At 73.8% G+C, this 24,047-nt stretch carries 22 protein-coding genes and 1 tRNA gene; 8 read left to right on the top strand and 15 right to left on the bottom strand.

Translation table 11 applies throughout. From position 1 onward, the window contains the following. Positions 1-751: 751 nt before the first annotated feature. The 3 genes from ACUN9U_RS05695 to ACUN9U_RS05685 form a co-directional block, all read right to left on the bottom strand. On the bottom strand, positions 752-1,714 hold the full coding sequence (locus ACUN9U_RS05695; protein WP_445483954.1) for a CatB-related O-acetyltransferase: 963 nt from the start codon (positions 1,712-1,714) through the stop codon (positions 752-754). A gap of 26 nt (positions 1,715-1,740) precedes the next feature. Continuing rightward, on the bottom strand, positions 1,741-4,296 hold the full coding sequence (locus ACUN9U_RS05690; RefSeq protein ID WP_445483953.1) for a CDP-glycerol glycerophosphotransferase family protein: 2,556 nt from the start codon (positions 4,294-4,296) through the stop codon (positions 1,741-1,743). 450 nt (positions 4,297-4,746) lie between these two features. Next, positions 4,747-5,184: an adenylyltransferase/cytidyltransferase family protein gene (locus ACUN9U_RS05685; RefSeq protein ID WP_445483952.1), complete on the bottom strand. Its 438-nt coding sequence runs from the start codon at positions 5,182-5,184 to the stop codon at positions 4,747-4,749. Between the two features lie 263 nt (positions 5,185-5,447). Between ACUN9U_RS05685 and ACUN9U_RS05680 the strand changes: the two genes are divergently transcribed. Beyond that, on the top strand, positions 5,448-5,825 hold the full coding sequence (locus ACUN9U_RS05680; RefSeq protein ID WP_445483951.1) for a hypothetical protein: 378 nt from the start codon (positions 5,448-5,450) through the stop codon (positions 5,823-5,825). Between the two features lie 139 nt (positions 5,826-5,964). Here ACUN9U_RS05680 and ACUN9U_RS05675 read toward each other — a convergent pair whose 3' ends face one another. Then, positions 5,965-6,891 (bottom strand): sigma-70 family RNA polymerase sigma factor, encoded by a 927-nt coding sequence (locus tag ACUN9U_RS05675; protein ID WP_445483950.1) that lies wholly within the window; start codon positions 6,889-6,891, stop codon positions 5,965-5,967. A 119-nt stretch (positions 6,892-7,010) separates the two neighbouring features. Here ACUN9U_RS05675 and flgN point away from each other — a divergent pair, with 119 nt between their 5' ends. From flgN to ACUN9U_RS05655, 4 genes are all read left to right on the top strand, one after another. Further along, positions 7,011-7,547 carry a flagellar export chaperone FlgN gene (gene flgN / locus ACUN9U_RS05670; RefSeq protein ID WP_445483949.1) on the top strand — a complete coding sequence of 179 codons (537 nt, stop codon included), beginning with the start codon at positions 7,011-7,013 and terminating at the stop codon, positions 7,545-7,547. Positions 7,548-7,602: 55 nt separating this feature from the next. Beyond that, entirely contained in the window at positions 7,603-9,066 is a 1,464-nt protein-coding gene (flgK, locus tag ACUN9U_RS05665; RefSeq protein WP_445483948.1) for a flagellar hook-associated protein FlgK, read from the top strand. A 4-nt stretch (positions 9,067-9,070) separates the two neighbouring features. Next, on the top strand, positions 9,071-10,102 hold the full coding sequence (gene flgL / locus ACUN9U_RS05660) for a flagellar hook-associated protein FlgL (RefSeq protein WP_445483947.1): 1,032 nt from the start codon (positions 9,071-9,073) through the stop codon (positions 10,100-10,102). 107 nt (positions 10,103-10,209) lie between these two features. Next, positions 10,210-10,632, top strand: coding sequence for a flagellar assembly protein FliW (locus ACUN9U_RS05655; protein ID WP_445483946.1), 423 nt, complete (start codon positions 10,210-10,212; stop codon positions 10,630-10,632). 356 nt (positions 10,633-10,988) lie between these two features. Here the strand turns inward: ACUN9U_RS05655 and ACUN9U_RS05650 are convergent, their stop codons facing one another. From ACUN9U_RS05650 to ACUN9U_RS05610, 9 genes are all read right to left on the bottom strand, one after another. Continuing rightward, positions 10,989-11,471 (bottom strand): hypothetical protein, encoded by a 483-nt coding sequence (locus tag ACUN9U_RS05650; RefSeq protein ID WP_445483945.1) that lies wholly within the window; start codon positions 11,469-11,471, stop codon positions 10,989-10,991. Next, entirely contained in the window at positions 11,471-11,833 is a 363-nt protein-coding gene (locus ACUN9U_RS05645; protein WP_445483944.1) for a response regulator, read from the bottom strand. Before ACUN9U_RS05645 ends, ACUN9U_RS05650 begins: the two co-directional genes overlap by 1 nt. A 66-nt stretch (positions 11,834-11,899) precedes the next feature. Next, the gene (locus ACUN9U_RS05640) at positions 11,900-12,352 is read right to left on the bottom strand and encodes a chemotaxis protein CheX (protein ID WP_445483943.1); all 453 of its coding nucleotides are present in this window, start codon (positions 12,350-12,352) and stop codon (positions 11,900-11,902) included. Beyond that, on the bottom strand, positions 12,349-12,729 hold the full coding sequence (locus tag ACUN9U_RS05635; protein ID WP_445483942.1) for a response regulator: 381 nt from the start codon (positions 12,727-12,729) through the stop codon (positions 12,349-12,351). Before ACUN9U_RS05635 ends, ACUN9U_RS05640 begins: the two co-directional genes overlap by 4 nt. A gap of 95 nt (positions 12,730-12,824) precedes the next feature. Then, the gene (locus ACUN9U_RS05630) at positions 12,825-13,643 is read right to left on the bottom strand and encodes a CheR family methyltransferase (protein ID WP_445483941.1); all 819 of its coding nucleotides are present in this window, start codon (positions 13,641-13,643) and stop codon (positions 12,825-12,827) included. Then, positions 13,640-14,836 carry a protein-glutamate methylesterase/protein-glutamine glutaminase gene (locus tag ACUN9U_RS05625; RefSeq protein ID WP_445483940.1) on the bottom strand — a complete coding sequence of 399 codons (1,197 nt, stop codon included), beginning with the start codon at positions 14,834-14,836 and terminating at the stop codon, positions 13,640-13,642. Before ACUN9U_RS05625 ends, ACUN9U_RS05630 begins: the two co-directional genes overlap by 4 nt. A 141-nt stretch (positions 14,837-14,977) precedes the next feature. Then, entirely contained in the window at positions 14,978-15,961 is a 984-nt protein-coding gene (locus ACUN9U_RS05620; protein ID WP_445483939.1) for a hypothetical protein, read from the bottom strand. 133 nt (positions 15,962-16,094) lie between these two features. Next, on the bottom strand, positions 16,095-16,502 hold the full coding sequence (locus ACUN9U_RS05615; protein ID WP_445483963.1) for a chemotaxis protein CheW: 408 nt from the start codon (positions 16,500-16,502) through the stop codon (positions 16,095-16,097). A 49-nt stretch (positions 16,503-16,551) separates the two neighbouring features. Then, positions 16,552-18,900, bottom strand: coding sequence for a chemotaxis protein CheA (locus ACUN9U_RS05610; protein WP_445483938.1), 2,349 nt, complete (start codon positions 18,898-18,900; stop codon positions 16,552-16,554). Positions 18,901-19,135: 235 nt separating this feature from the next. On the opposite strand from ACUN9U_RS05610, the gene ACUN9U_RS05605 reads away from it, so the two are divergent. The 3 genes from ACUN9U_RS05605 to ACUN9U_RS05595 all read left to right on the top strand — a co-directional run bounded on the left by ACUN9U_RS05605 (position 19,136) and on the right by ACUN9U_RS05595 (position 22,571). Further along, the gene (locus ACUN9U_RS05605) at positions 19,136-19,585 is read left to right on the top strand and encodes a DUF4383 domain-containing protein (protein ID WP_445483937.1); all 450 of its coding nucleotides are present in this window, start codon (positions 19,136-19,138) and stop codon (positions 19,583-19,585) included. Between the two features lie 35 nt (positions 19,586-19,620). Continuing rightward, positions 19,621-21,537, top strand: coding sequence for a putative bifunctional diguanylate cyclase/phosphodiesterase (locus ACUN9U_RS05600; RefSeq protein ID WP_445483936.1), 1,917 nt, complete (start codon positions 19,621-19,623; stop codon positions 21,535-21,537). Positions 21,538-21,605: 68 nt separating this feature from the next. Next, positions 21,606-22,571, top strand: coding sequence for a GGDEF domain-containing protein (locus ACUN9U_RS05595; RefSeq protein ID WP_445483935.1), 966 nt, complete (start codon positions 21,606-21,608; stop codon positions 22,569-22,571). 1 nt (position 22,572) lies between these two features. Here the strand turns inward: ACUN9U_RS05595 and ACUN9U_RS05590 are convergent. After that, positions 22,573-22,660: transfer RNA gene (locus tag ACUN9U_RS05590), tRNA-Ser, on the bottom strand. A 57-nt stretch (positions 22,661-22,717) separates the two neighbouring features. After that, on the bottom strand, positions 22,718-23,977 hold the full coding sequence (locus ACUN9U_RS05585; protein WP_445483934.1) for a GNAT family N-acetyltransferase: 1,260 nt from the start codon (positions 23,975-23,977) through the stop codon (positions 22,718-22,720). Between the last annotated feature and the right edge of the window lie 70 nt (positions 23,978-24,047).

Here is a 24,047-nt window from a genome sequence, read left to right as displayed (position 1 = left end):
CTGCTCGGTAGGGGCCTGCTCGGTAGGGGCCTGCTCGGTGCGGGCGGCGCGGTCAGGCGCACGTGCTCGCGCGAAAGGTGCTTCACAGCGGGCCCAACGCCTCGCTGCGGCACTCGGTCACCGACAACGCCGTCGTCACTCCGAGGCGGGCTGCGCTGAGGACGGCGACGCAGGGGCCTCCCGGCCCCGACCTCCACTGGCTCCGCGATGGCCGTGCTGCACGCGGCTCAGCTGCCCGGCCGCCTCGTGGGTGGAGCACTCGGCCGGCTGCTCGCCGGACGACCGCTGACGGACCTGCGCCACCGAGGTCCCGCCCGTCCCGTCCGCCCCCGCCTCGTCCCCTCACGCGCGTCTGCAGGCAGTGGTCGACAGGCAGTGGTGCGCGGTGCAGCACGGCCAGCGCACGACGACGGGCCCCGGCTCTCGGAGCACAGCTTCACGCTGCTCGAGCTGGGGTGCGAACTCCGCGCGGACGGGCGACGTCGACGCATCGAGGCGTCGCAGGCCTCCCGCCGCTCGCAGATGGCGGTGCTGAGGACGCCGGTGCACCGCCCTGGCACGTCCGCGCTGCTCGCCGTCCACGCCCTCGAGCGAGGTCAGCACCGGTGCGCGCGCAGGGAGCGAACGGCGCGCTCGGCCGGCCCGACCGTCACCGGCCGGGCTCGACCTCGCTAGCTGTCGTGGGCGGGATGAGCCGGACCGCTCACCAAGTCGATCTCCTGCTCCCGTCTCGCTGGTCCGGACGGGAGCGTCACTCCAACCGCAGGCGCAGGGAGCCTGCAGTGACCGGCCCGGGGAGGGCGCCGGACCAGACGCCGAAGGCGTTGGTCACGGGGTCGAACCAGGCGTCGATGATGGGCCGGCGCTCCAGACCGTCCGACCAGGGCGAGTCGAGGACGACCGTCGAACAGCCAGCCACTGCGTCAGGACACGCGTAGGACTTCTCGACGTCGAACCAGAGGACGCCGTGGCGCGTCTCGTCCTCGAGGCACCAGGACCACTCCCTGAGCGCGGCCTCCACGAGGGTCTGAAGACGCGCCCTGCGCCGACCGACCTCGGCGATCGCGCTCGGAACGTCGGCGTAGTCGACTCCGGACAGGTCAGCCGGGTCGAGGTGCCACCACTGGCTCGCGAGGAGGGCGCTCCGCACGTCATCCTCGAACCGGTGCCGGAGGAGCCTCGCGGGAGACCCCGCGACCACCGCGTAGGGCGCCACGTCCCTGGTGACGATGGCTCCCGAACCGATCACCGCACCAGTGCCGATGGTGACACCGGGCCGGATGCACGCCTTGTGGCCGATCCAGACGTCGTGACCGATGGTCACCCTCGCGTCCGAGTCCACCGTCCGCCACTCCACGCGGTCGGTCTGGTAGCCCGGCTGTTCCACGAAGTGCGTCGCCTCGTACTGGAAGGGGTGCACCGACATCATGTCCAGCGGGTGCGGCTTGCTCCCGATCTCGACGTAGCGACCGATGGCGCAGTAGTTGCCGATGTCCGCGTTGGACGCCACACAGCCGTTCCCGAAATAGGTGTACTTGCCGACGGAACAGCCGTCCTCGAGCCTCGCCTGGCCGTACAGCACCACGGGTGGGACCAGGGACGAGCCCTTGTCGACGTGGGCGGCACGGTTGGTGCTTCCCCGGCGCTGGAGGTTGGGCGCAGGGTGCAGGGACGCTCCGGGGACGCCCGGACGCACCTGCGGGAAGGTGCTCATCTCTTCTCCCACGTGGCGGCGGTGGGTCAGGAATCCGCGAAGAGGGCCTCGACGACGCGGCGCGATGCGCCGCCGTCGTCCCAGGGCGCGAAGTCCTCGACGAAGGTGCGGTACCTGTCCGTGAAGTGCGGTGTCCAGGAGGGCAGGTCGAGCAGGAGCTCGGTGACCTCCTCGGGCCTCGCCACGAGAGGACCCGGCACCACCTCCTCCATGGGGAAGTAGTGCCCACGGACCTGGTCGCGGTACTTGTCCAGGTCGTAGGCGTAGAAGATCATCGGCCGGCCCGTGAGGGCGAAGTCGAAGAAGGACGACGAGTAGTCGGTGACGAGCACGTCAGCCGCCGCGAGGAGGTCCGCCATGTCCGGGTAGTCGCTCACGTCGAGGACCCGTGGACCACCCGAGCTCTCCGGGAGGTGACCGACGAAGCGGTGGCCTCGCACGAGCACGACCAGGTCGGGGCCCAGAGCCGAGGTGAGTCCGTCCATGTCGAGCGAGGGCTGGGCGACCTGCTGTCGTCCACTCCTCCCTGAGAGCATGGCGTCGTCACGCCAGGTCGGTGCGTACAGGACGACCTGGGAGTGGCCGGAGATGCCGAGCGCGGCTCGTGCAGCGGCCCCGTGCTGCCGGCGCAAGCCCGGGTCGGCGAGGACGTCGTTGCGCGGGTAGCCCGACTCGAGGATCCGCCCGCTGAAGCGGAACCCCCGGCGAAGGACCTCGGTCGTGTGCGGGTTGGGGGACAGCATGACGTCCCACAGCTCGGCGTCACGCTGGAGAGAAGCCAACGTGGACTGGCTGCGAGGAACGACCTCGTGCAGGTCGAACCTCAGCTTCTTCAACGGCGTGCCGTGCCAGGTCTGCAGCAGGAGCTGACCCGGGCGTCGCTCGAGAGCCAGCGGCATCGTCTCGTTGTCCACGACGAAGCGCGCCCTGGCGATGCGCTCGTGGTGCTCCTGGCTGTCCAGCAGCAGTGGCTGACAGCCGGCCGGGACCGGGTTGTCCCAGTCCTGCACCACCCAGTAGCGCTTGGACGGGTGCTGCGAGCGCTCGAGCTCCCGAGCGATCGCCGCGGGGTTGCAACCGGCTCCCTTGCCCTTGAAAGAGGTGAGGACCACGGAGTCCTCGAGCTCACGGCGCCGGGCCGCCGACTGGACCACGATCGCCTGTCGCGCGGTCAGGACCGGTTCACGACGAGCCGTCGCGCCGAGGTGACCCGTGCCTCGGCCCGGTACGGGTCCACGGGGAGGCGGCACGGAGTGCGGCCGGAGTCGACTGGTCACCACCGGTCGGCTGGGGTGCACCGCACCGGCGGCGACCAGCTCTGCGTGCGCCGGCAGCGACGTCGACGAGGTCGTCACCAGCTCGGTGTCCGACTCCCGCACTGCGAGGCCCAGTTCGCGGCGCAGCGACGAGGCCATGTCGTCGGCGATCCTCTGGCTGGCGAGCCCGTCGACCAGGCGCCGTCCGGCCGCGCCAGCTCTCGCCTTCGAAGTGGCCACGACCCCCCGTGACCGCGACGCCACGTCGGAGAGGAAGGTCTCGACCTCTGCCCACGACCCAGCCCGGTCGACCACCTGGAAGCACTGGTCTTCGGCGGTGGGTCCTGGTCCGTCAGCACGGTGCAGGTAAAGCAACGGCTTGCCCGTCAGGTGGAACTCGTTGGCGAGCGAACTCAGGTCACTGATCATCGCGTCGGCGACGGCGAAGGCGTCGACGTAGTCGGGAGCCTCATCGATGATGATGTTGTCCTGACGGGCTGCGGCGTCGCGGAGACGGGACTCCAGGACTCCGGCCCCGAGCTGGATGAGCGTCGAGAACAGCCTGAAGTGGGGACGGACGACCAGGACGAGGTCGTCGCGAGACGAGAAGTGCTCCAGGAGCGGGTCGATGTAGCGGTCGAAGGTGGACCAGCCACCCGCGCCGACGCGGAAGTGAGGGTTGTAGAGCACGACGGGTCGCGACCCGGCCTGCATCCGCAGCCGCTTCGCCACGGGTCCTGGCCTCGGGTCCACGATGCGGTCGTGCTTGGCGCTGCCCAGCACCCGGACCGGCTCGTCGCCCGTGGCGCAGTGGCGGGCGAAGAGGCCTCGCTGCGCCCGCTCGGGCAGGTAGTAGCGCCAGGCGAAGCGCTGGAGCGGGAGGTCCCACAACAGCTTCTCCATGAGCTCACCTGCGATGGCGTTGTTGCCGTAGGGGACCGCGGCGAGGCGGATGCCTTGCTGCGCCAGCTGGGTCGCCTGGTACTGGTACGGCCGCACCTCGTCGTACGGGTTGTCCAGCAGGACGAGGTCGACGTCGTCGACGTTCTCCAGCAGCCATGCGGGGTCGTGTGGCGCGACCCCCTGCGACACCAGGAAGTCGGCGGTGCTGCCAGAGCGCACGTCCACGGGGCTGTCGAGGGCGACCACCACGAACTCGATGTCGTCACGGCACGCGAGTGCGTGGTAGAGGCGCTCGACAGCAGCCCAGTAGCTGATGTGCTGGAACAGCGCCACCACGACCGGTCGTCGGTCCCCGCGGCGGCCGTGGCCCAGGCGCACGTCGCGCATCGCGATCGCTCGCTGGCCCTGGAGCCGTTCGATCACAGCGTGCAGCTTGGCGACCTCAGCGCGGTCTGCGTCGGAGGACGCTGCCGGGCGCGCCGCCACAGACAGGGACTCCACCAGAGCAGTGATGGACATGGCGTCAGCGGCAGGGCCGCCCCCCGCAGTGACGTGGAGCGACGGCTCCTGGGCCAGTGCCTCAGAGCGGCTGAGCACCCGGATCTCCGGGAGCGGAGCAGACTCGGGGACGGCAGCGAGGCACCACGAGGCCAGGCGAGCTGCGTCCTCCTCCGCGGGCTGCTCGTCACCGCCCGAGCAGAGGAGGACCTGGGAGTGCTGCGATGCGGCAGCCAGTTGCACCGCTGCGCTCACCACGGTCCCAGGGGCCTCGCCGTCCGCGGTGACTTCCACGAGCACGGTGCGGTGCTGGGGAGTGCTGGCGAAGGAGCTCATGTCACTCCATCGGCCCATCGAGCTCCGGTCTTGAGCGGATCAGACCAGGAGAGCGACCCTCCGAGGTGCGTCCGCCCTGATGCGCTCGAGGGTGCTCGTCGTCGAGACGTCCGGCGTGCGGGGCAGGTAGAGGACGCGGCAGATGTCTCCCATGTCGTCGAAGCGCCCTGACCAGTCGTCTCCCATCACGAGCACGTCGGCCCGGTGCTGGAGCAGGTAGCGGCGCTTGAACGCCAAGGACTCCTCGAGGAAGACACCGGAGACGCAGCGCAGACCAGAGATGATCTCGATGCGCTCGTCTTCGGAGTACACCGGAGGTCGCCCCTTCTTGCTGATGTTGAGCGCATCGGAGGACACGCCGACGATCAGCCGGTTCCCGAGGTCGGCAGCGCGCTGCAGGAGCTTCAGGTGGCCGTGGTGGAAGACGTCGAAGGTCCCGAAGGTGACGACGGTCGTCTCGGCCGGCTCGTGAGTCATGAGTCCTCCCGTGGTGCCTCACCACAATCGGCGGCTGTGGATGCTTCATCGATCGGGTGTCACCCCGTGGAGGTTCGATCGGCGCGGCTGCCCGACTCTTGAACGTTGTGCTCGCGCTCCGTGCTCCGGTCCCCGCAGCGCGCGGGGCTGCTCCCAACGTGTGATCTCGGCACACTTCTCCTCACGAGGTGCCGATGACTCTCCTGTGACCACCAGCAGGGGCTGGAGGCCCGGGACCACGGAGGGCTCCCATGATCACTGGCGTGACTGCGGTCGCTCCCGGCGGCGACAGCGGACCCGTCCGCGTCGCCGTGTCGACCGCGGCGTCCGCACGCACCTCGACCGACGACGCACCACCAGCGACCTCGTCGGCCGCGGTCGCCGTCGCCGAGCCCGACAGCCCCTCGAGGGGCTCGTCCGCCCAGAACCAAGCCGGAGGAGACCCGGGGGCACGTCACGCGACCGGCGCCTACCTGGCGAGCCTCCTGGCGGCGTCGATCACCGGGCGGGCTCCCGAAGGCTCACGGCCCTCGCGGATAACCCCCGAGCGCCTCTCGGTGCTCATCTCCTACCTCGAGGCGACGGTCTCCTCGACGCAGCCCGAGGCTCCCGAGGAGCACGGCGTCGACGTCACGGGCTGACGGCGAGTCTGAGCTCCCTGCCACGAAGGCCCCCGCGCGATCCGCGCGGGGGCCTTCGTCACGTGGGACCCGCCGCCGCCCGGGTGGGGGAAGTCACCGGGCGGCGGCTGGGGGTCTGGGAGCTGAGCGCCTCAGCCCATCAGCCGAAGGCGGTCCAGCCGGTGCGGCGCTGGGTCGGCACGGGCGCCGCGGTCGTCGTCATCGCAGGCTCCACCGCGTCGGCCGCCGCCGCAGCAGTGGCAGTCGGCGCGACGGAGGCGTGAGCAGCCACGGCCGCGAAGTACGCCTGGCGCCTCCGGTCGACGACTCCACCGGGGCGTTCGACGGCGGTCACCATGGAGGGCTCCAGGGAGGCGTTCATCCCGTCGCGCATGAGGCCGAGGGCCTCGGTGCGCAGCTGGCTGATCCGCGACTCGGTCACGCCCAGCTCGGCGGCCAGGTCGGCCACGGCGCGGTCTTCGAGGTAGAGGCCGGCGACGACGACGCGCAGGCGCTCCGGCAGGGCGTGCACGGCGGCCTTGAGGTAGCGGACCTGCTCGCCCTGCAGCACCGCCTCCTCCGGGCCGATGCCGCGCTGCGGCAGCACGTCGGACAGGGCGCCGTCGAAGGCGTCGAGGCTGACCACGGCGCGCTGGACGTCGTTCTTGGCGGCGTCGACGTCCGCAGGCGAGCAGCCCAGAGCGGCGGCGAGCTCGTCGCGGGTCGGGCGGCGCCCGAGGTCGACCGTCAGCCGCTCCTCCACGCCCTCCACCGCCCGGGCACGAGCACGGGCGCCGCGGGGCGCCCAGTCCATGCCGCGCAGCTCGTCGAGCAGCGCGCCGCGGATCCGCAGCGTGGCGTAGCGGGCGAAGGGCACGCCCGTGGAGGGGTCGTACCCGGCGGCGGCAGCGGCGAGGGCCGCCATGCCCGCGGAGACGAGGTCGTCGCGCAGCACGTGGCCCGGCAGGCGCACGAGCATCTCGTTCACCTGGTAGCCGACGATCGGCAGGTGGGAGGTCACGAGCTCCTCGACGGCCCCGCGCGAGAGCGGGGTCCGGGTGGAGGGCGACGACGTCGATCCGGTCACGGACAAGGTGTCGGCGCATCGGCGCGTCGGCTTGAGCCGAGCGGGTGGACCTCCCCCGATTGCGCTCAGGCTCCAGCAGCCGGCCTCCGTTTCTCCTCAGCCCTGCCCAGCCCCCGTCGATGGACAGCGTGATGGACCGCACCGCCGTGGTGCAGTCGACAGCGATGGGAGGGCGCGTGGGCGTCGCCGAGGTCTCCAACGTGCTGTGGCGCGAGCGCGAGCAGCTGGAGCTGCTCCTGTTCAAGCTGGAGGAGGAGCGCCTGATCCTCACCAGCGGGGGCAGCCGGTGGGTGGCGCACGCCTCCCACGAGGTGCAGCTCGTGGTCGAGCAGCTGCGCGAGACCGAGCTGCTGCGCAGCATCGAGGTCGACGCCTACGCCGCGAGCATCGGGATGCCGCCGTCGTCGTCGCTGAAGGACCTGGCCACCGCCTCCGACGGCGCGTGGGCCTCGATCCTCGTCTCCCACCGCGACGCGCTGCTGGAGCTGACGACCGAGATCGCCCGGGTCTCCGCGCAGAACCGCGAGGTCATCGCCGTGGCCACCCGCGCCACCCGCGAGACCCTGCTGAGCCTGACCGGCACGCTCGAGACCTACGCCCCCACCGGCCGCACCACCTCGCCGGCGCCCGCGCACCTCGTCGACCGGGCGCTCTGAGCGCTCCTCCCCCACCGACCTTCCGCCGACAGCAGCTGACCCCGAGGACGGGACCATGAGCACCTTCTCCGGCATCAACGCCGCGGTGACGGCGCTGCGGGCTCACCGCAGCGCGATGGACGTCATCGGGCAGAACGTCGCCAACGTCAACACCCCCGGCTACACCCGCCAGCGCGCTGAGCTGCAGATGCTCAACGCGCCGGGCGGCTCGGGGATGCTGACCGGCTTCCCCGTCACCGGCGGCGGCGTGAAGGTCACGGACATCACCCGGGCCTACGACGCCGTGCAGGCCCAGCGCGTCAACGTCCAGACCGGCGACCACGCCCTGCAGCAGCAGCGCGCGCAGACGCTGTCCGGTCTGGAGTCGCTGACGCAGGAGCCCAGCGACGCCGGCCTGGCCACCCAGCTCAACAAGATGTGGGCCGCCTGGGCCGATGCCGCCACCAAGGCCGGCTCCACCGGCGCGGACGGCGCCGCCCGCGCCACCGTGCTCGGCGCCACGGAGAACGTGGTGGCCGCCCTGCACGCCGCCTGGAACACCATCAACGACCAGTGGTCGACCACCCGGACGCAGGTGGGCGCCGACGTCGACGAGGTCAACACGCTGGCCTCCAGCGTCGCCACGCTCAACGAGCAGATCCAGAAGGCGGTCACCACTGGCGGTGCCGCGAACGAGCTCAAGGACCAGCGCGACCAGCTCGTCACGCGCATCGTCGAGCTGACCGGCGCGACGACGCAGGCGAGCGCCAACGGACAGGTGGACCTCTACCTCGGCGGCGGGCTGCTCGTGCAGGGCAAGCTCACCGCGAAGCTCTCGGTCAGCGAGACGCCGACCACGATGAGCGACGTCGCCACCACACCCATCGTGGTGAAGGTCGGCGACAACGTCGTGACGCCGCTCAGCGGGAAGCTCACCGGTGAGCTGGAGGCCCTGCGCAAGACCCTGCCCGACGCCTCGAGCAGGTACGACGCCGTGGCCAACAGCCTCGCCCAGAAGATCAACGCGATCCAGACGGACTCCGACTCCGTCGACGGCAACGACCCGCCGTCTCCCGCGGGGCCTCTCTTCGGCGGCGCCGACGCGGACGGGAACTTCACGGCCCAGAGCCTGGTGATCGCCATCACCAGCGGCCGCGACCTGGCCCTGGGCGCCGCTTCCAAGGGCCAGCGCGACGGCTCCGTGGCCGCAAGGGTCGCAGCCATCGCCACCGCGCGTCCTGACACGTCCGCGACGGCCTCAGACGCGGACCGCCTGGAGAGCCCCGACCGCCTGTGGGCCAGCTACGTCGCCAAGCTCGGAGCTGACAGCAGCTCCGCGAGCGCCCGCACCGACGCGGCGCGGGCCGTGCTGACAGCCTCCGTCGCTGACCAGCAGGGCATGGCCGGCGTCTCCCTCGACGAGGAGAGCGCCGACCTCATCGCCGCGCAACGCGCCTACCAGGGCGCGGCCCGCGTGCTGACAGCCGTGGACGAGATGCTCGACGTCCTCATCAACAAGACCGGACTCGTGGGCAGGTGATGACATGACCGAGCGCGTGACCCACCGGTCCATCCAGGAGGCGTCGCTGGCGCGCCTGCAGGGCAACCTGCAGGCGATGTCGCTGCTGCAGAGCCAGGTCTCCAGCGGCAAGAAGATCACCAAGCCGTCGGACGACCCGACCGGCACGGTCTCCAGCCTGGCCCTGCGCCAGCAGCTCCGCCTGAATGAGCAGTACACCGTGCAGGGCGACGACGGGCTGAGCTGGCTCAGCATGCAGGACACCGCCCTGCAGACGACCACCTCCCAGCTGCGCGCCGCCCGGACGCTCGTCGTGCAGGCCCTCAACCAGGGCGTGCAGACCGACGGCACGCGCACGGCGATCTCGGTCGAGCTGGACGGCATCCTGCAGACGGTCCTGTCCCTCGCGAACACGCAGTACCAGGGCCGCAGCGTCTTCGCGGGAACCTCAGGGCCAGGCGACGCGGTCGTACCGGTCTCTCCGGAGGTGACCGGCCCGGGGACCGCGCCCGCCGTGGCCTACACGCCTGCCACGTACTCCTGGGCACCCACCGGGACGGGCGACACGAAGGTCGAGAGGCAGGTCGACGCCCAGTCGACGGTCAGGGTCGACAGCAACGGAGCCAGGATCTTCGGCACCGACGTCGCCGTCAACGGCGTCAGCGACGCGGACAGGCAGCAGTCGGTGTTCTCGCTGCTCCAGCAGATCCGCGACGAGATCAAGACGCCGAAGGAGGCCGGCCCGGACGTCGCCGTCGGCGGCGTCGACGTCGACAAGGGCAAGCGGCTCGGAGAGCTGCTCAACAGGCTCGACGGCGCCATCGGCCGCGTGCTCGAGGGGCTGGCTGACGTCGGTGCTCGCGTCAACCGCATCGAGCGCGCCAAGGAGGTCGCCTCGTCGGCCAAGTACGAGCTGAGCGACCAGCTCTCGAAGGTCGAGGACGTCGACCTGCCCGCGGTGATGATCCAGCTGTCGCTGCAGGAGACCGCCTACAAGGCGGCTCTGACGGCCAACTCCAAGGTGCTCAACACCTCCCTCATGGACTTCCTGAGGTGACGGCACTGAGCCTCACCTGCCCGCGACCCGCCTGGGGCGCAGCACATCCCACAGCCACGGACGGCGCGGACGACCCGAGGAGACCCGTGAGCAGTACCGTGATCGTGATGGACAGCGAGACGCAGGCCGCGGACGCCGCCGAGGAGTACGGCCTCACCGAGGTCCGCTTCGCAGCGCCCCTGCTGGGCCTGGAGCACCTGACGCGCTTCGCCCTGGTCGAGATCGACCCCGACAGCCCGCTCCTGGCGCTGCACAGCCTGGAGGACGAGAGCGTCCGCCTCTTCGTGCTCGACCCGGCCGTGGTGGTGGCCGGTTACTCGCCCACCTTCGACGGCGTCGCCCGCGCCGCAGTCGGCCTGGCGCCCGGTGAGGACGGCCTGCTGCTCGTCGTCGTGAGCCCTGGCGCCTCGCTGGAGGACTCCACCGTGAACCTCCTGGCGCCGATCCTGGTGAACGCCACCACCGGCACCGCCGCCCAGGTGGTGCTCACCGGCAGCACCTACCCGCTGCGCCAGCCGCTGGCGGCCTGAGCCAAGCTCCACCCGCTCCGCCTCGAAGGCCGGCGCCCCGCACGGGGCGCCGGCCTTCGGCGTCGGACGGGCGGCGGCGCCAGCGGTACCCACGCGGTCGCCCGTCGCCGTCGTCGTCCTCGAGCTGTGTCGAGATGGTCCTTCCGTGGCGCGCCAGGTCCTCGCGGGGGCACTGAACGCCAAGGTCGACACGTGGTGCGCACGATGCCCGGCGCGGATCTTGGCGATCGGTGGCGCACATGCGCACCCCGGCCCGACCGATCGCCAAGATCTGCAGACCAGCCGCGCCACGCAGGCAGAAGGGCCGGCTCCCCACCAGGGGAAGCCGGCCCTTCCAGCGCGGCAGCGGCAGCGCGTCAGACCAGCACGACCGCCAGGGCGCCCTTGCCGTACCCCTTCACCTCGACCGAGAAGTCGACGCGGCCGCCGCGCTTGGCGAGGTTGGCGGAGACGTCACCGGCCAGCGCCTCCCCGGGCGCGTGGGTGCTGTACAGCCGCAGGTGCGGCGCGCCCGGCGTGTTGAACAGCGACGCCATGATGTTGAGCACCTCGGCGGCGTTCTCGCGGTAGCTCTTGGGCAGGTCGCCCTCGGAGGCGAAGTCCTGCGCGGCGCCGGGCGGCATGAGCCCGATCGCGGCGCCGGCGTAGACCGCCAGCGGCAGGTCCGCGGCCACCAGCGCGCGCATGACCAGGGTGTCGTCCACGTAGGTGGCCACGAGGTTCTGGCCGGAGGCGTCCAAGGTGTTGCCCTCGTGCAGGTCGCAGGCGCGGCCGAGCAGGCCCTCGAGGAGGTCCTTGACGTCCTTGGCCGCGGGCAGCGGCGTGGTCGCGGTGCTCATCAGCCGATCACCGGGGCCAGGTGCTGGTCGAAGCTCTCGGGCGAGAACGGCTTGGCGATGAGGAACAGCGCGCCAGCCGCGGCGGCGGTGGAGCGCATGTCGTCGGAGCCCTCCGACGTCACGAAGCCGAACGGCACCTCCGAGCCGGAGGCGCGCAGCGCGCGCAGGCACTCGATGCCGGTCATCTCGGGCATGTTCCAGTCCGAGAGCACCAGGTCGGGCCGCTCGCTGGCGACCTTGTCCAGGGCCTCGCGGCCGTTCTCGGCCTCCACGACCTCGTGGCTGTCGTAGCCGGCCTGGCGCAGGGTGCGGATCACGATCTGCCGCATGACGCGGCTGTCGTCGGCGATGAGGATCTTCATGGTTCTCTTCCTCGCGGTCAGGGGGGCGGGGCCGTCAGGGAGGGCGGTCAGGGGTTGGGTGGTGGGTCAGGCGGTCGGCGGGACGCTGGTGATGACGACGTCGAAGGGCTCCCCGCGCCACAGGCTGGCCACGCGGTGCTCCTCGGCCCCGGCCGGGGCCTGGGCGCCGACGCGGGGCAGGGTGAGGGAGGAGACGTCGGGCAGCAGGGCCTTGAGGCCGCCGCCGACGACGTTGGCGAGCTCGCCGAAGCCGTCCTCGACGTCCTCGGGCTCGAGCTGCTCCCCGACCTGCCCGCGCAGCAGGGCGCGGGTGAGCTCCTCGGCGGTGGCGGGGGCGCAGGTCAGCACGACGCGACCGCGCCAGGGGCCCTCGATGCCGACCCAGGCGCTGACGGTCTGCTCGGGCAGCTCGCCCTCGAGCGGGAGGAGCACCTCGTCCTCGCCCACGAAGGAGGCGAAGATCTCGTCCACGACGGCGCGGACGGTCTCCTCGGGCAGCAGCTCGGCGGGGGCGCTCACGGCACCTCCACCGGCACCAGCCCGAGCAGCGAGAGCTTGTCGCGCAGCGCGTCGGGGGTGAAGGGCTTGATGAGGTACTCGTGGGCGCCTGCGGCGAGGGCGCGGACGATCTGCCCGTGCTCGCTCTCCGTGGTGACCATCATGAGCGTGACGTCGCGCCACGCCGGGTTCGCGCGGACCGCGCTGACGAAGGACAGGCCGTCCATGACGGGCATGTTCCAGTCGATGCAGGCGAGGTCGGGCACGCGCCCGGCCTCGAGGACGTCCAGCGCCTCGCGCCCGTCGCCGGCCTGCTCGACCTCGTAGCCGAGGTTCTCGAGGATGCCGCCGACGATCCGGCGCATCGCTCGCGAGTCGTCGATCACCAGTGCGTGCACTGCCTTCCCTCTCTCTGTGCGGTCCGCCGCCGTCTGCAGCGGGGTCGTGCTGGTCCGGGTGGCTCGGTCGGGCCGGTCGGTCCGGCCGGTGGCGCTCACCGCAGCGGCCGGTAGGCGGAGGTGCGGCCCAGGGCCACGCGCTCCCAGCCGGCGTCCACGCCGAGGGTGGTCTCCGCGGCCCCGAGGAACAGCCAGCCGTCGGGCCGCATGAGGGCGCGGACCCGGCGCAAGATGTCCTGCTTGGTGGGGACGTCGAAGTAGATGAGCACGTTGCGCAGGAAGACCACGTCGAAGGGGCCCATCCGCGGGAACGGCTGCGCGAGGTTGAGCTGGGCGGCGGTCACCATGGCGCGCAGCGCGGGGGCGACCTCCCACTCGGCCCCGGCGCGGGTGAAGTGGCGCACGAGCATCGGCGCGGGCAGGCCCCGGTTGACCTCGAGCTGGCTGAAGCGCCCCGCCCTGGTGCGCTCCACCATCTCCACCGACAGGTCGGTGGCGTGGATCGACAGGCGGGAGCCGGCGGCCGGGACGGTGTCGGAGGCGACCATCGCGATCGTGTAGGCCTCCTGCCCGCTGGAGCAGGCGGCCGACCAGAAGCGCAGCTTCTCCCCCGCGCCGCGCGCGGCGAGCAGCTGCGGGAAGACCGTGGTGCCCAGCTGGGAGAACGGGTCGCCGTCACGGAACCAGGAGGTCTCGTTGGTGGTGAGGGCCTCCACGATCGACTGCGTGGTGGCGCGGTCGGGGTTGCGACGGGCCTTCTCCACCAGCTCGGCGACGCCGGAGGCGCCGGCGCGGCGGGCCAGCGGCAGCAGGCGCGCCTCGACGAGGTACTCCTTGCCGGGGGCCAGGACGATGGCGCTCTCACGGCGGACCATGTCGGCCACGAAGCCGAAGTCGGCGGCGGCCAGGCTCATCGAGCACCTCCGAGGATCGAGGGGCGCGTCGCCGGCAGCGCCGGCGTCGTCGCAGAGCGGGGGGCGGGAGCGGGGGCCAGCACCGGGGTGGGCGCGGCGGAGCGCGGCAGGCGGCGCAGCACGGCCTCGGCGATGGAGCCCAGCGGGAGCACTTCGTCGGCGCTGCCGGAGGTGGCGACCGCGCCGGGCATGCCCCAGACCACCGAGGTGGCCCTGTCCTGGGCGATGACGTACCCGCCGGCGGCGCGCACGCGGGCGGCGCCGAGCTTGCCGTCCGAGCCCATGCCGGTCAGGACGACGGCGAGCACGGCGCCGTCGTAGGCCTCGACCACGGAGCGGAACAGCGGGTCGACGGCGGGGCGGCAGAAGTTCTCCGGCGGGTCCTGCGTCAGCACGGTGCGCTTCTCGCGGTCGGCGGCCCGCACGGTGAGGTGCCAGTCACCCGGCGCCAGGTGCACGGTGCCGGGGCGCAGCGGGGTGCCGGCGGTGGCCTCGACGACGTCGAGGGCGCACAGCTTGTCCAGGCGGGCGGCGAACTGCGCGGTGAACAGCGGCGGCATGTGCTGGACCACGAGCACCGGCACCGGCAGGTCGCGCGGCAGGCGCGGCAGCACGCTGGCCAGCGCCTCGGGCCCCCCGGTGGAGGAGCCGACGACCAGGACGGCGGGCTGGCGCGGCGGCACCGCGCGCGGCGCGGGCGCGGCCTGGGCGGCGCTGGCGGCGCCGTGCAGCGCGGTGAGGGCGGTGGCGCGCGGCACCGCAGCGGCCTGCGCGGGTGTGGGCGTGCGCCCGGTCAGCGCCAGCAGCTTGGGCAGCAGCTGCTCGCGCACCTGCGCCATGGAGGCCTGCACCGAGCCGACGTTCGCGGGCTTGGTGACGTAGTCCGACGCGCCGGCGGTGAGCGCCTCCAGGGTGGCGGCCGCGCCCCGGTCGGTCAGCGTGCTGAACATGATGATCGGCAGGCGGCGCTCGGTCTTGCGGATCTCGCGGACCGCCTGGATGCCGTCCATCTCCGGCATCTCGATGTCCATCGTCACCGCGTCGGGGCGCAGCGCCGCGATCTTGGCCAGGGCCAGCCGGCCGTTGGAGGCGGTGCCGACGACCTCGACCTGGGGGTCACCGGAGAGGCAGTCGGTGACGATCTTCCGGACGACGACGGAGTCGTCGACGACGAGCACCCTGATCGGCTGCACCGACGGCCTCCCTGGTTCTCAGCGCGCTCGCTCGTGCGAGGCGTACTGAGGGGATCGGCGGTGGGGCGGGCCGGGTTGAGCCGCAGCGGAGGGGGACGTCGGGGAGTGACGCCGGATGCCCCGTTCAGCCCACAGGCGTGCTCAGCAGCCGGCGAGCGCCTCGCCGGTCACCGCGGCCCACGGCTGGGCCAGCAGCGCGAGGGACTCCTCGCCGAGCAGGTCGGCCACCAGGACGCCCTGCACGCACCCGGAGACGGCGTTCCAGACGCCGGTGGCGCCGTCGTCCACCCCGAACCCGCCGTCGAGGAAGGCCTGCACGGCGAGCATCTGCGCCGCGGCGGCCGCTGCCGTGCGCCCGGAGGTGTGGGCGGCCCAGCACGCGTCGTGCATGGCCTCCGACCACGAGCGGGCCAGGGCCGCGTCGCGGGCGCCGCGAGCCCGGGCGGCGTCCACGGCGGCGCGCCAGCGCAGGCGGCCCGGGGCGTCGGTGTGGCGCAGCCCGTCGAGCACCTCGGCCAGCGCCGGGCCCCACGGGGTGCGCGGGTCGGGCGCCAGCTCGAACGTGCCGGGCACGGCGCCGGCGACGGCGCGCTCGTACGGCTCGGACAGGTGGCGCCGCAGCGCCCGGGGCAGCTCGCGGGCGGCGTAGGCGGCCACGGCGGCGTCGGCCAGCACGTCGGCGGCCAGGGCCCGGTCGAGGGCGGCGTCGCCGTCCCCGGGGTCGCCGCCGAGGTGGTCGTCGTGCCCGCCGAGGGGGTCCATGGCCTCGGTGCGCACCAGGTGCTCGAAGGCGGAGGCGCTGCCCACCATCGAGCGGCGCAGCTGCTCGGCCAGGGCGGCCAGGCGGACCTGCTCACCGGCGGCGACGGCGCCGGCGGCCCCGGCGGTGTCCTGCAGGCGCGGGCCGGCGGCGGCCAGCTCGCGGGCGCGGGCGCCCTCCTCGGCGGCGTGCAGGGGGTCCGCCGAGGGGTCGGAGGTGCGCAGCGGGTGGTGCGCGGCCAGCAGCGCCCGCTCGGCGGGTCCGCTGCGCAGGGCCGCGACGACCACCCCGGCGGCCTGGCGGCCACCGGGCAGCCGGACCAGGTCGTAACCGAGGGTGGCGGCGCTGGTCAGGGTGTACGGCACACGGTCAGGGTGCCTCGCTCTGCGTGACGACGCGATCCCCGCTCACCCGTCCGTCGCAGCGGAGGGTGAGCGGGGACCAGCGGTGTGTGCTCCGTCAGTGACCCGGACGGGTGGTGTCGGGCACCGGGTGGTTTCAGCCGGTGACGGCGCGCTGCACGTCGAGGGCGAGCAGCAGCCGGCCCTCGGTCTTGTAGGCGCCGCGGATGAGGTCGCGCACCTCCCCGTCCAGGGTGTCCGGGACGGGCTCGAAGCTGCGGTCGTCGAGCTCGACGACGTCGGCGATCGAGTCGACCAGCAGGCTGATGGACTCCCCGTGCAGCCGCACGACGATGTTCACCGCCTCCTGGCCCTCGGGGCGCGCCGGCAGGGACAGCCGCGCCCGCAGGTCGATGGCGGTGACGACCTCGCCGCGCAGGTTGATCAGCCCGGCGATGGCCTCGCTGTGCAGCGGGACGCGGGTCACCTTCTGGGCCCGCAGCACCTCCTGCACCTGCTCGACCTCCAGGCCGTACAGGGCCCCGGCCAGCTCGAAGGTCAGCATCCGGGTCGCGACCGGGGCGGCGGTGGCGACGGCGGTCCTGGTGCTCACGTCAGACCTCCACGGTCTCGGTCAGGGCGGCGGTGTGGGAGAAGAACGCCGGGTCGGCGGTGAGGATCGCGGCGCGCACGTCGAGCATCTCCGTGACGCGGTCGGCGATGACGGCCGAGCCGAGCAGGCCGTGGTCGTCGATGTCGGACAGCACCGAGGCGCTGGAGCCGTCGACGACGTCGAGGATGGACTCCACGACGATGGCCACGCTGCGCCCGCCCTGGCGCGGGTCGGCGTAGACGACGACCTCCAGGTCGGTGCGGTCCGCCTCGGCGAAGGCGCCGAGGTAGCGGTCCAGGCGCACGATGGGCAGGATCTCCCCGCGGTACTGGACCACCTCGCGCGAGCCGACGGTCTCCACGCTGGAGGCGGCGATGCGCTCCAGGCGGGTGACCATGTCGAGCGGGATGGCCACCTGGCGCCCGCCGCCGATGCCCGCCACGAGCAGCCGCTCGCCGGTGCCCGCGGTGGTCGCGGCGCGGTCGTCGCGGGCCATCTCGAGGCGCTCGGCGGTCACGCCCCGCAGGGCGCGGCGGGCCAGGGACTGCACGTCGAGGATCAGCGCGACGGCGCCGTCGCCCAGGATCGTGGCCCCGGAGAACAGGCCCACGGCCTTGAGCTGGTTGCCCAGCGCCTTGACCACGATCTCCTCGGTGTTGAGCACCCTGTCGACCACCAGGCCGAAGCGGCGCCCCTCGGAGGCCAGGACGGCGATGGTGATGCGCTCGCCGCCGTCGGCGCGCACGCTCGGCGTGACGCCCAGGACGTCGGCGAGGTTGACCAGGGGCAGCAGCTCCCCGCGCAGGCGGTAGACGGGCGCGCCGCCGACCTCCTCGAGCAGGCCGGGGTCGGACTCGACGTCGAGGGCCACCAGCTCCTGCAGGTTCACCCGCGGGATGGCGTACTGCTCGGCGCCGGAGACCACCGTGAGCGCCGGCATGATCGCCAGCGTCAGGGGGATGCGCAGGCGGCAGGTGGTGCCGCGGCCGGCGACCGACTCGACCTCGATGGTGCCGCCGATGGCCTCGACGTTGGTCTTGACCACGTCCATGCCCACACCGCGGCCCGAGACGTTGGTGACCGCCGCGGCGGTGGAGAAGCCGGGCGCGAAGATCAGCTGGAGGACGTCGGCGGGCGCCATCCGGTCCAGCACGTCCTGGGTGATGACGCCCTTGCGCACCGCCGAGGCGCCGATGACGGCGGGGTCGATGCCCTTGCCGTCGTCGGAGACCTCCACGACCACCTGGCCGCTCTCGTGGCGGGCGGCCAGGCGCAGGACGCCCTCGCGCGGCTTGCCGGCCGCGACGCGGTCGGCCGGGGCCTCGATGCCGTGGTCGACGGCGTTGCGCACCAGGTGCGTCAGCGGGTCCTTGACGGCCTCGAGCAGCGTGCGGTCCAGCTCGGTCTCGCGGCCCACCATGTCCAGGCGGACCTGGCGCCCGCACTGGGCGCCGAGGTCGCGCACCACGCGCGGCAGCTTGGCCCACAGCGCGTCGATGGGCTGCATGCGCGTCTTCATGACGCCCTCCTGCAGCTCACCGGCGATGAGGTTCAGGCGCTGGGCGGCGCGGGTGAGCTCCAGGTCGTCGGCGAGGGTGGCCACCTGGCGCAGGATCTGGTTGCGGGCCAGCACCAGCTCACCGGTGAGGCGCATGAGGTCGTCGAGGACGTCGACGTCCACGCGGATGGAGGAGTCGGCGGCGCTGCGGCGGTGCTCGCCGTCGTGGGCGGCGGCGGCCGGCGCTGCCGGGGGGGCCGCGGGGGCCTCGGGGCCGGCGGCGGGCGCCGGCGCGGCGGGGGGCGCGGCGACCGGCTCCGGCTCGGGCTCCGGCTCGCTGGCGACGTCGGCGACGGGCTCGGCGGCGACCTCGGCGACGGGCTCGGCAGCGGGCTCGGCGACGGGGACGGCGGCCGGCTCGGTGGCGGCGGCCTTCGCGCGGGCCGGCGCTGCGGGCGCGGCAGCGGTCCCGTCCAGCACCGCCTTGATCTGCGCCACCGTCGGGTCGACGTCGAGGTCGCCCTCGGAGCCGCTGTCCTCCAGGCTCGCGAGCAGGGCGCGGATGGTGTCGACCATCGCCAGCAGCGCGTCGGCGGTGGCCGGGTCCATGACCATGACCCCGTCGCGCAGCTTGGCGAGCAGGTTCTCCCCGACGTGCGCGACGCTCTCCAGCTTGGACAGCGCGAGGAACCCGCTGGTGCCCTTGATGGTGTGGATGGTGCGGAACACGCTCGCCAGGAGCTCGCGCGAGCCGGGGGCCTGCTCCAGGGCCACCAGGTCCCTGTCGAGCTGGTCGAGGTTCTCGTAGCTCTCGACGAGGAACTCGCCGATGATCTCGTCCATGCCGTCCACGCGGCCTCCTCCTCCTGGGTCCGTGCGCCGCTGCGTGCGCCCGCCGCCGTGGCGGGGACCTCGCAGCGGCTTACGAGCACCACATCGGCGGATGTCACTCGCAACCTGAGCGAGTCGCTCCCCGCGCCGCTGGCGGTGACCCGCTCGGCGGTGCGCGGGCGCCGTCTGCCGGACGGTGTACGCCGCTGGGGGCGGGCCCGCTCAACGACGGGGGCGGACCTGCCGATGAGGGGTCATGACCTTCCCCACCACCAGCGCCCGCACCCCCGCGGCGGCCGAGCCGGCCCGGGGCCGCTGGACGCCCGTGCGCCTGGCCGGCGCCGGCCTGGGCTCCGTGTACCTGCTCGTCGGCGCCGTCGGCTTCGTCCTGACCGGCGTGACCTCCTGGTCGATGCACAACAGCGCCACGATCGTGCTGTTCCAGGTCAACCCCATCCACAACGTCGCCCACCTCGGGCTGGGCGCGGCGCTGCTCGTCGGCGCGCTGCTGGGCACCGAGCCCGCGCGCAGCGTCGACCGCCTCGTCGGCTTCGTCTTCCTGCTGCTCGGCCTGGTCGGCCCCCTGCTCATGGGCAGCCACATGGACCCGATCTCCCTGAACAGCCCCGACCACGCCCTGCACTTCGGCACCGCCGCGGTGCTCCTCGGCGTCGTGTGGGCCACCCGCACCCGCCAGAGCTCCTGACGGACCGACCGAGCCACCAGCCGCAGGAGGCCGCCGTGAGCCAGCCGACCACCCCGCCCGCGCCCGGCCCCGCGCCGACCACCGGAGCCCTCCGGCGGCTGCGGGCGGGCGCGGCCGGCCTGGTGCACCGCGCCTCCGCCCAGACCCCCGTCATCGTCAAGGTGGGCGGCCCGGTGCTGGCCGTCTCCCTGGGCATGGCCCTCTACCTCGAGGGCGCCCTGGACACGAAGGCCTGCAACGGTGCCCCCGCGTGCACCGAGCTGAGCCAGCAGGTCTCCCTGGTCACCACCGACGGCACCGCGCTGCTGCTCGTGGTGCTCTGGCTGGTGTTCATCGCCTTCGTCGGCCGGCGCACCAAGCGGCTGGCCGAGGTCGCCCGCCGCGTCGCCGAGGGCGACCTCACCGCCCGCGTGGGCGGCGGCCCGCTGACCACCGACCCCGCCCGGCCCCCGCGCGACGAGCTGATGGTGGTCGGCGGGCAGTTCGACAGGATGCTCGACACCCTGGTGCAGGAGCAGCAGCGGCTGCGGGGCCTGACCGACGAGCTCGAGCACCGCGCCACCCACGACGAGCTCACCGGCCTGGGCAACCGCCAGCTGCTGCTGCGCCAGCTCGGCGACCTGCTCGCCCAGCCGCGCAGCACCCCCCTGGCCGTGGTGGAGGTCGAGCTGGACGACCTCGCCACCCTCGACGCCACCCTCGGCCACGACGTCGCCGAGCTCGTGGTCGCCACCACCGCGCTGCGCCTGTCGGCCGCGGTCCGCGGCGACGAGCGCGTCGTGCGCACCTCCGCGTCGGTCTTCGCCGTGCTGGTGGAGGACGTCCCCGACGACGCCGACGCCGCGGCCATCGCCGCGCGGCTGCTGGAGGCGGTCGACCAGCCCGTCGACGTCGACGGCGCCACCATCGTGCTCAGCGCCTGCGCCGGGGCCGTGCTGCACCGCCCCGGCGACCAGCGCAGCGCCGAGGACGTCCTGCAGGACGTCGCGCTGGCGCTGCACGCCGCCCAGCGCAGCGGCACCGGGCCCGCCGCATCCTCCCGCACCGCGCTGTACACCCCGCGGCTGCGCGAGGAGGTGCTGGAGCGCGCCCGCACCGCCGACGAGCTGCGGGCCTCCCTGGCCGGGCTGCCCAGCGCCGGTGACCTGCTCGTGCACTACCAGCCCTACGCCCTGCTGGGAGACCCCTCGCGCGTGGCCGGCTTCGAGGCCCTGGTGCGCTGGAGCCACCCCCAGCGCGGCCTGGTCTCCCCGGTGGAGTTCGTGCCGGTGGCCGAGGAGGTCGGGCTGATCCGGCCGATCGGCCTGCGGGTGCTGCAGGACGCCGCCGCGCGCTCGGCGGCCTGGCACGCCCTCGACCCGACCCGCAGCTGGACCACCAGCGTCAACCTGTCCCCGCAGCAGCTGCTCGACGTCGACCTGGTCCACCGCGTGCGCGACGTGCTGGCCAGCACGGGCCTGGCGCCGCACCTGCTCACCCTGGAGCTGACCGAGACCGCGATGATGCTCGACCTGGACGGCGCCGCGCGCCGGCTGCAGGCGCTGCGCGACCTCGGCGTGGGCATCGCCATCGACGACTTCGGGACCGGCTCCTCCTCCCTGTCCTACCTGCACCAGCTGCCGGTGGACGTGGTGAAGCTGGACCGGGCGTTCATCTCCCGCCTCGAGGACGACGCGACGTCGCTGGCGATGGTGCGCGCGGTGCTCGACATCGCCTCCGCCCTGGGCCTGACCACCATCGCCGAGGGGATCGAGACCCCCGGGCAGCTGCGCATCCTCGGTGAGCTGGGCTGCGACAAGGCGCAGGGCTACCTGCTCTCCCGCCCCGTGCCCCAGGACGTCGCGCAGGACCTGCTGCTCGGCGTGCGCGCCCTGGGCGCCGGCGCCCCCGCCGCCGCCGCTGCTCAGGCCCCGGCGGCCGTGGTCCCCGCTCCCCGGCCGCAGCCGCGGTGAGCGGCGACCCCCCTGCCGCACCGGGGACGCGCCGGGCGCCGGCGCTCGCGGCGGCGCGCAGCCTCGGTGTGATCGGGCTGCTCTCCTCGGCGTTCGTGCTCGCCTCCACCCTCGCCCCCGGGCTGGCCACCGACCGCACCGGGGTGCGCTGGGTCTGCCTGACCACGGCCCTGCTGGCCGCGGCGATGTTCCTGCCCGCCTGGGGCCGGCTCCCCGCGCGCGCCACGCTGGTCATGGTGCCGCCGGGGCTGGCGCTCATCGCCGTGCACAACACCGTCGGCGGCGACGACCCCTACCGCTACGGCGTCTTCTTCCTGCTGCTGTTCGTGTGGCTCGGTGCCCACCACCCGCGGTGGACCTCGCTGAGCGCGGCGCCCCTGGCGCTGGTCGCCTACACCGTCCCGCTGCTGCTGCTGGGCCACCCGGCCGCGGCGTGGACGGCGGTGTACGCCGTCCCGGTGTTCGTGGTGGTCGGCGAGGTCATCGCCGCCCGCTCGCGGGCGCTGGGGCGCGCCAACGCCGAGCTGCGCCGCCTGGCCCACACCGACCCCCTCACCGGCCTGCTGGACCGGCGCGCCTTCACGACGTCCGCGGAGCGGCTGCGCGCCGGCGGTGAGACCGGCGTGCTGGTCGCCTTCCTCGACCTCGACGGCTTCAAGCCGGTCAACGACACCCTCGGGCACGCCGCCGGCGACGCCCTGCTGCAGCGCATCGCCGCCTACCTGGTCAGCGACGTGCGCAGCGGTGACCTGGTGGGCCGCCTGGGCGGGGACGAGTTCGGCCTGCTCCTGCGCGGCACGTCGGCCGCCGACGCCGGGGCCGTGGTGCAGCGCCTGTCGGCGGCCGTGCTGGAGGCCTCGCCCCCGGGGCTGCCGGTGGGCGCCAGCGTGGGCCTGGCGCACCTGGACGACCACCCCGACGTGGAGGCGGCGCTGCGCGCGGCCGACACCGCGATGTACCGCGCCAAGCGCGCCGCGCAGGCGCGCTCGGAGGCCGGGGCGGCCGCCGCGGCGGGCGAGCGCTCCACCCCCTGAGCGGAGGGCGTGGGATTCGAACCCACGGACTGGCAGGACCAGTCAGCAGTTTTCAAGACTGCCCCGTTCGGCCGCTCCGGCAGCCCTCCTCGACGGGCCCCATCCTGCCCCACGCCCGCCCTGCCGGGTGCTCGACCGCGCGGGCCTCAGAAGGACGTGCCGTGCTGGGGCTCCCGCGGCCCCAGCAGCGCCGCGGACAGGCGCGCCAGCACGGCGGGGTCGTCGGCCCGCACCAGGCCCGCGCGGGCCAGCGGCGCCAGCCGGGTCCCGCCCAGGTAGGCGGCCGAGAGGGCCGCGACCCCGAGGGTGGCGTCGGCGGCCGCGCCGGTGCGCGTGCACTGCGCGCCGTCCGGCCCGCCGCGCAGGCGGACCCGGGCGGAGGCGTCCACGCCGCCCAGGCCGCCGTCGTCGACGACCTCCAGGACGACGTCGACCTCCGCCGCGTAGCGGCGGGCGGCCAGGGCCGCGGGGACGTCGAGCAGCCGCGCCCACGCCCCGTCCTCCAGGCCGGTGGTGGTGACGGCGCGGGGGTCGGTGAGCAGGTGGGGCAGGGCGTCGTCGAGGGGGACGGCGCGGGTGGAGACGACGTCCTCGACCAGGTCGAGGGCCAGCAGCGAGCGCCACAGGGAGGCGTGCGCCGCCGGTGTGGTGGCGCACAGGTCCACGACGCGGGCGGTGCTGCCGTCGTCGAAGGCCCGGTAGGTGGCGTACCCGTCGGGGTGGACGAGCACGAACAGCTCCGTGCCGCCGGAGCGGTGGCCGGGGGTGTCGGCCAGCAGCCAGTCCCACCACGCGCCGCTGCGCGAGAGGGCCCCGGGCACCAGCCCGCACCAGCGCTCGTGCACCTCCGCCAGGTGCGCCCGGGCCGCCTGCACCGTCGCGTGGCGCGCCGCGTGCGGGCCGGCCAGCGCCTCGGCGGCCGGAGTGAGGCGGGCCCGGCGCCGGTCGACGCGCACGGAGCGGTCGGTGGTGGCCGCGCCGTAGCCGAAGCGGCCGTAGATGGTGGCCTCGCTGGCGGTCAGCAGGGCCAGCGGCGCTCCCTGCTCGACCAGGCCGGCGTGCAGGTCGGCGAGCATCCGGCGCAGCAGCCCGCGACGGCGCTGGTGCAGCGCGACCGCCACCCACGTGACGCCGGGCACCTCCAGCCGGGCGCCACCGGGCACGGTCATCGTGAAGGCGTAGCTGCCGGCGCCGCCGACCAGGGCGTCCGGTCCGTCGGCGCCCGGCTCGACGGCCACCACGAAGCGCCCCGGCTCGATGACGCCGCTCATCGCGGTGAAGTCGGCGTCCTCCCAGGTCGCCCCGAAGGCGCGGCCGTCGAGCACCCGCAGGGCCGGCAGGTCCTCGGCGGTCGCGCGGCGCAGGACGGGCTCGGCGGGGCCGCCGGGGGGCGCGGAGGAGCTCACGCGGGCGAGCCTGGCAGCCGCGCCGTGCCCGGCGCCAACCCCTTTTCCCCCGGGGTCGTGGACGTCGCCG

Source organism: Quadrisphaera sp. KR29, from assembly GCF_052644995.1.
This window is presented reverse-complemented; position numbering and strand designations above follow the sequence as displayed.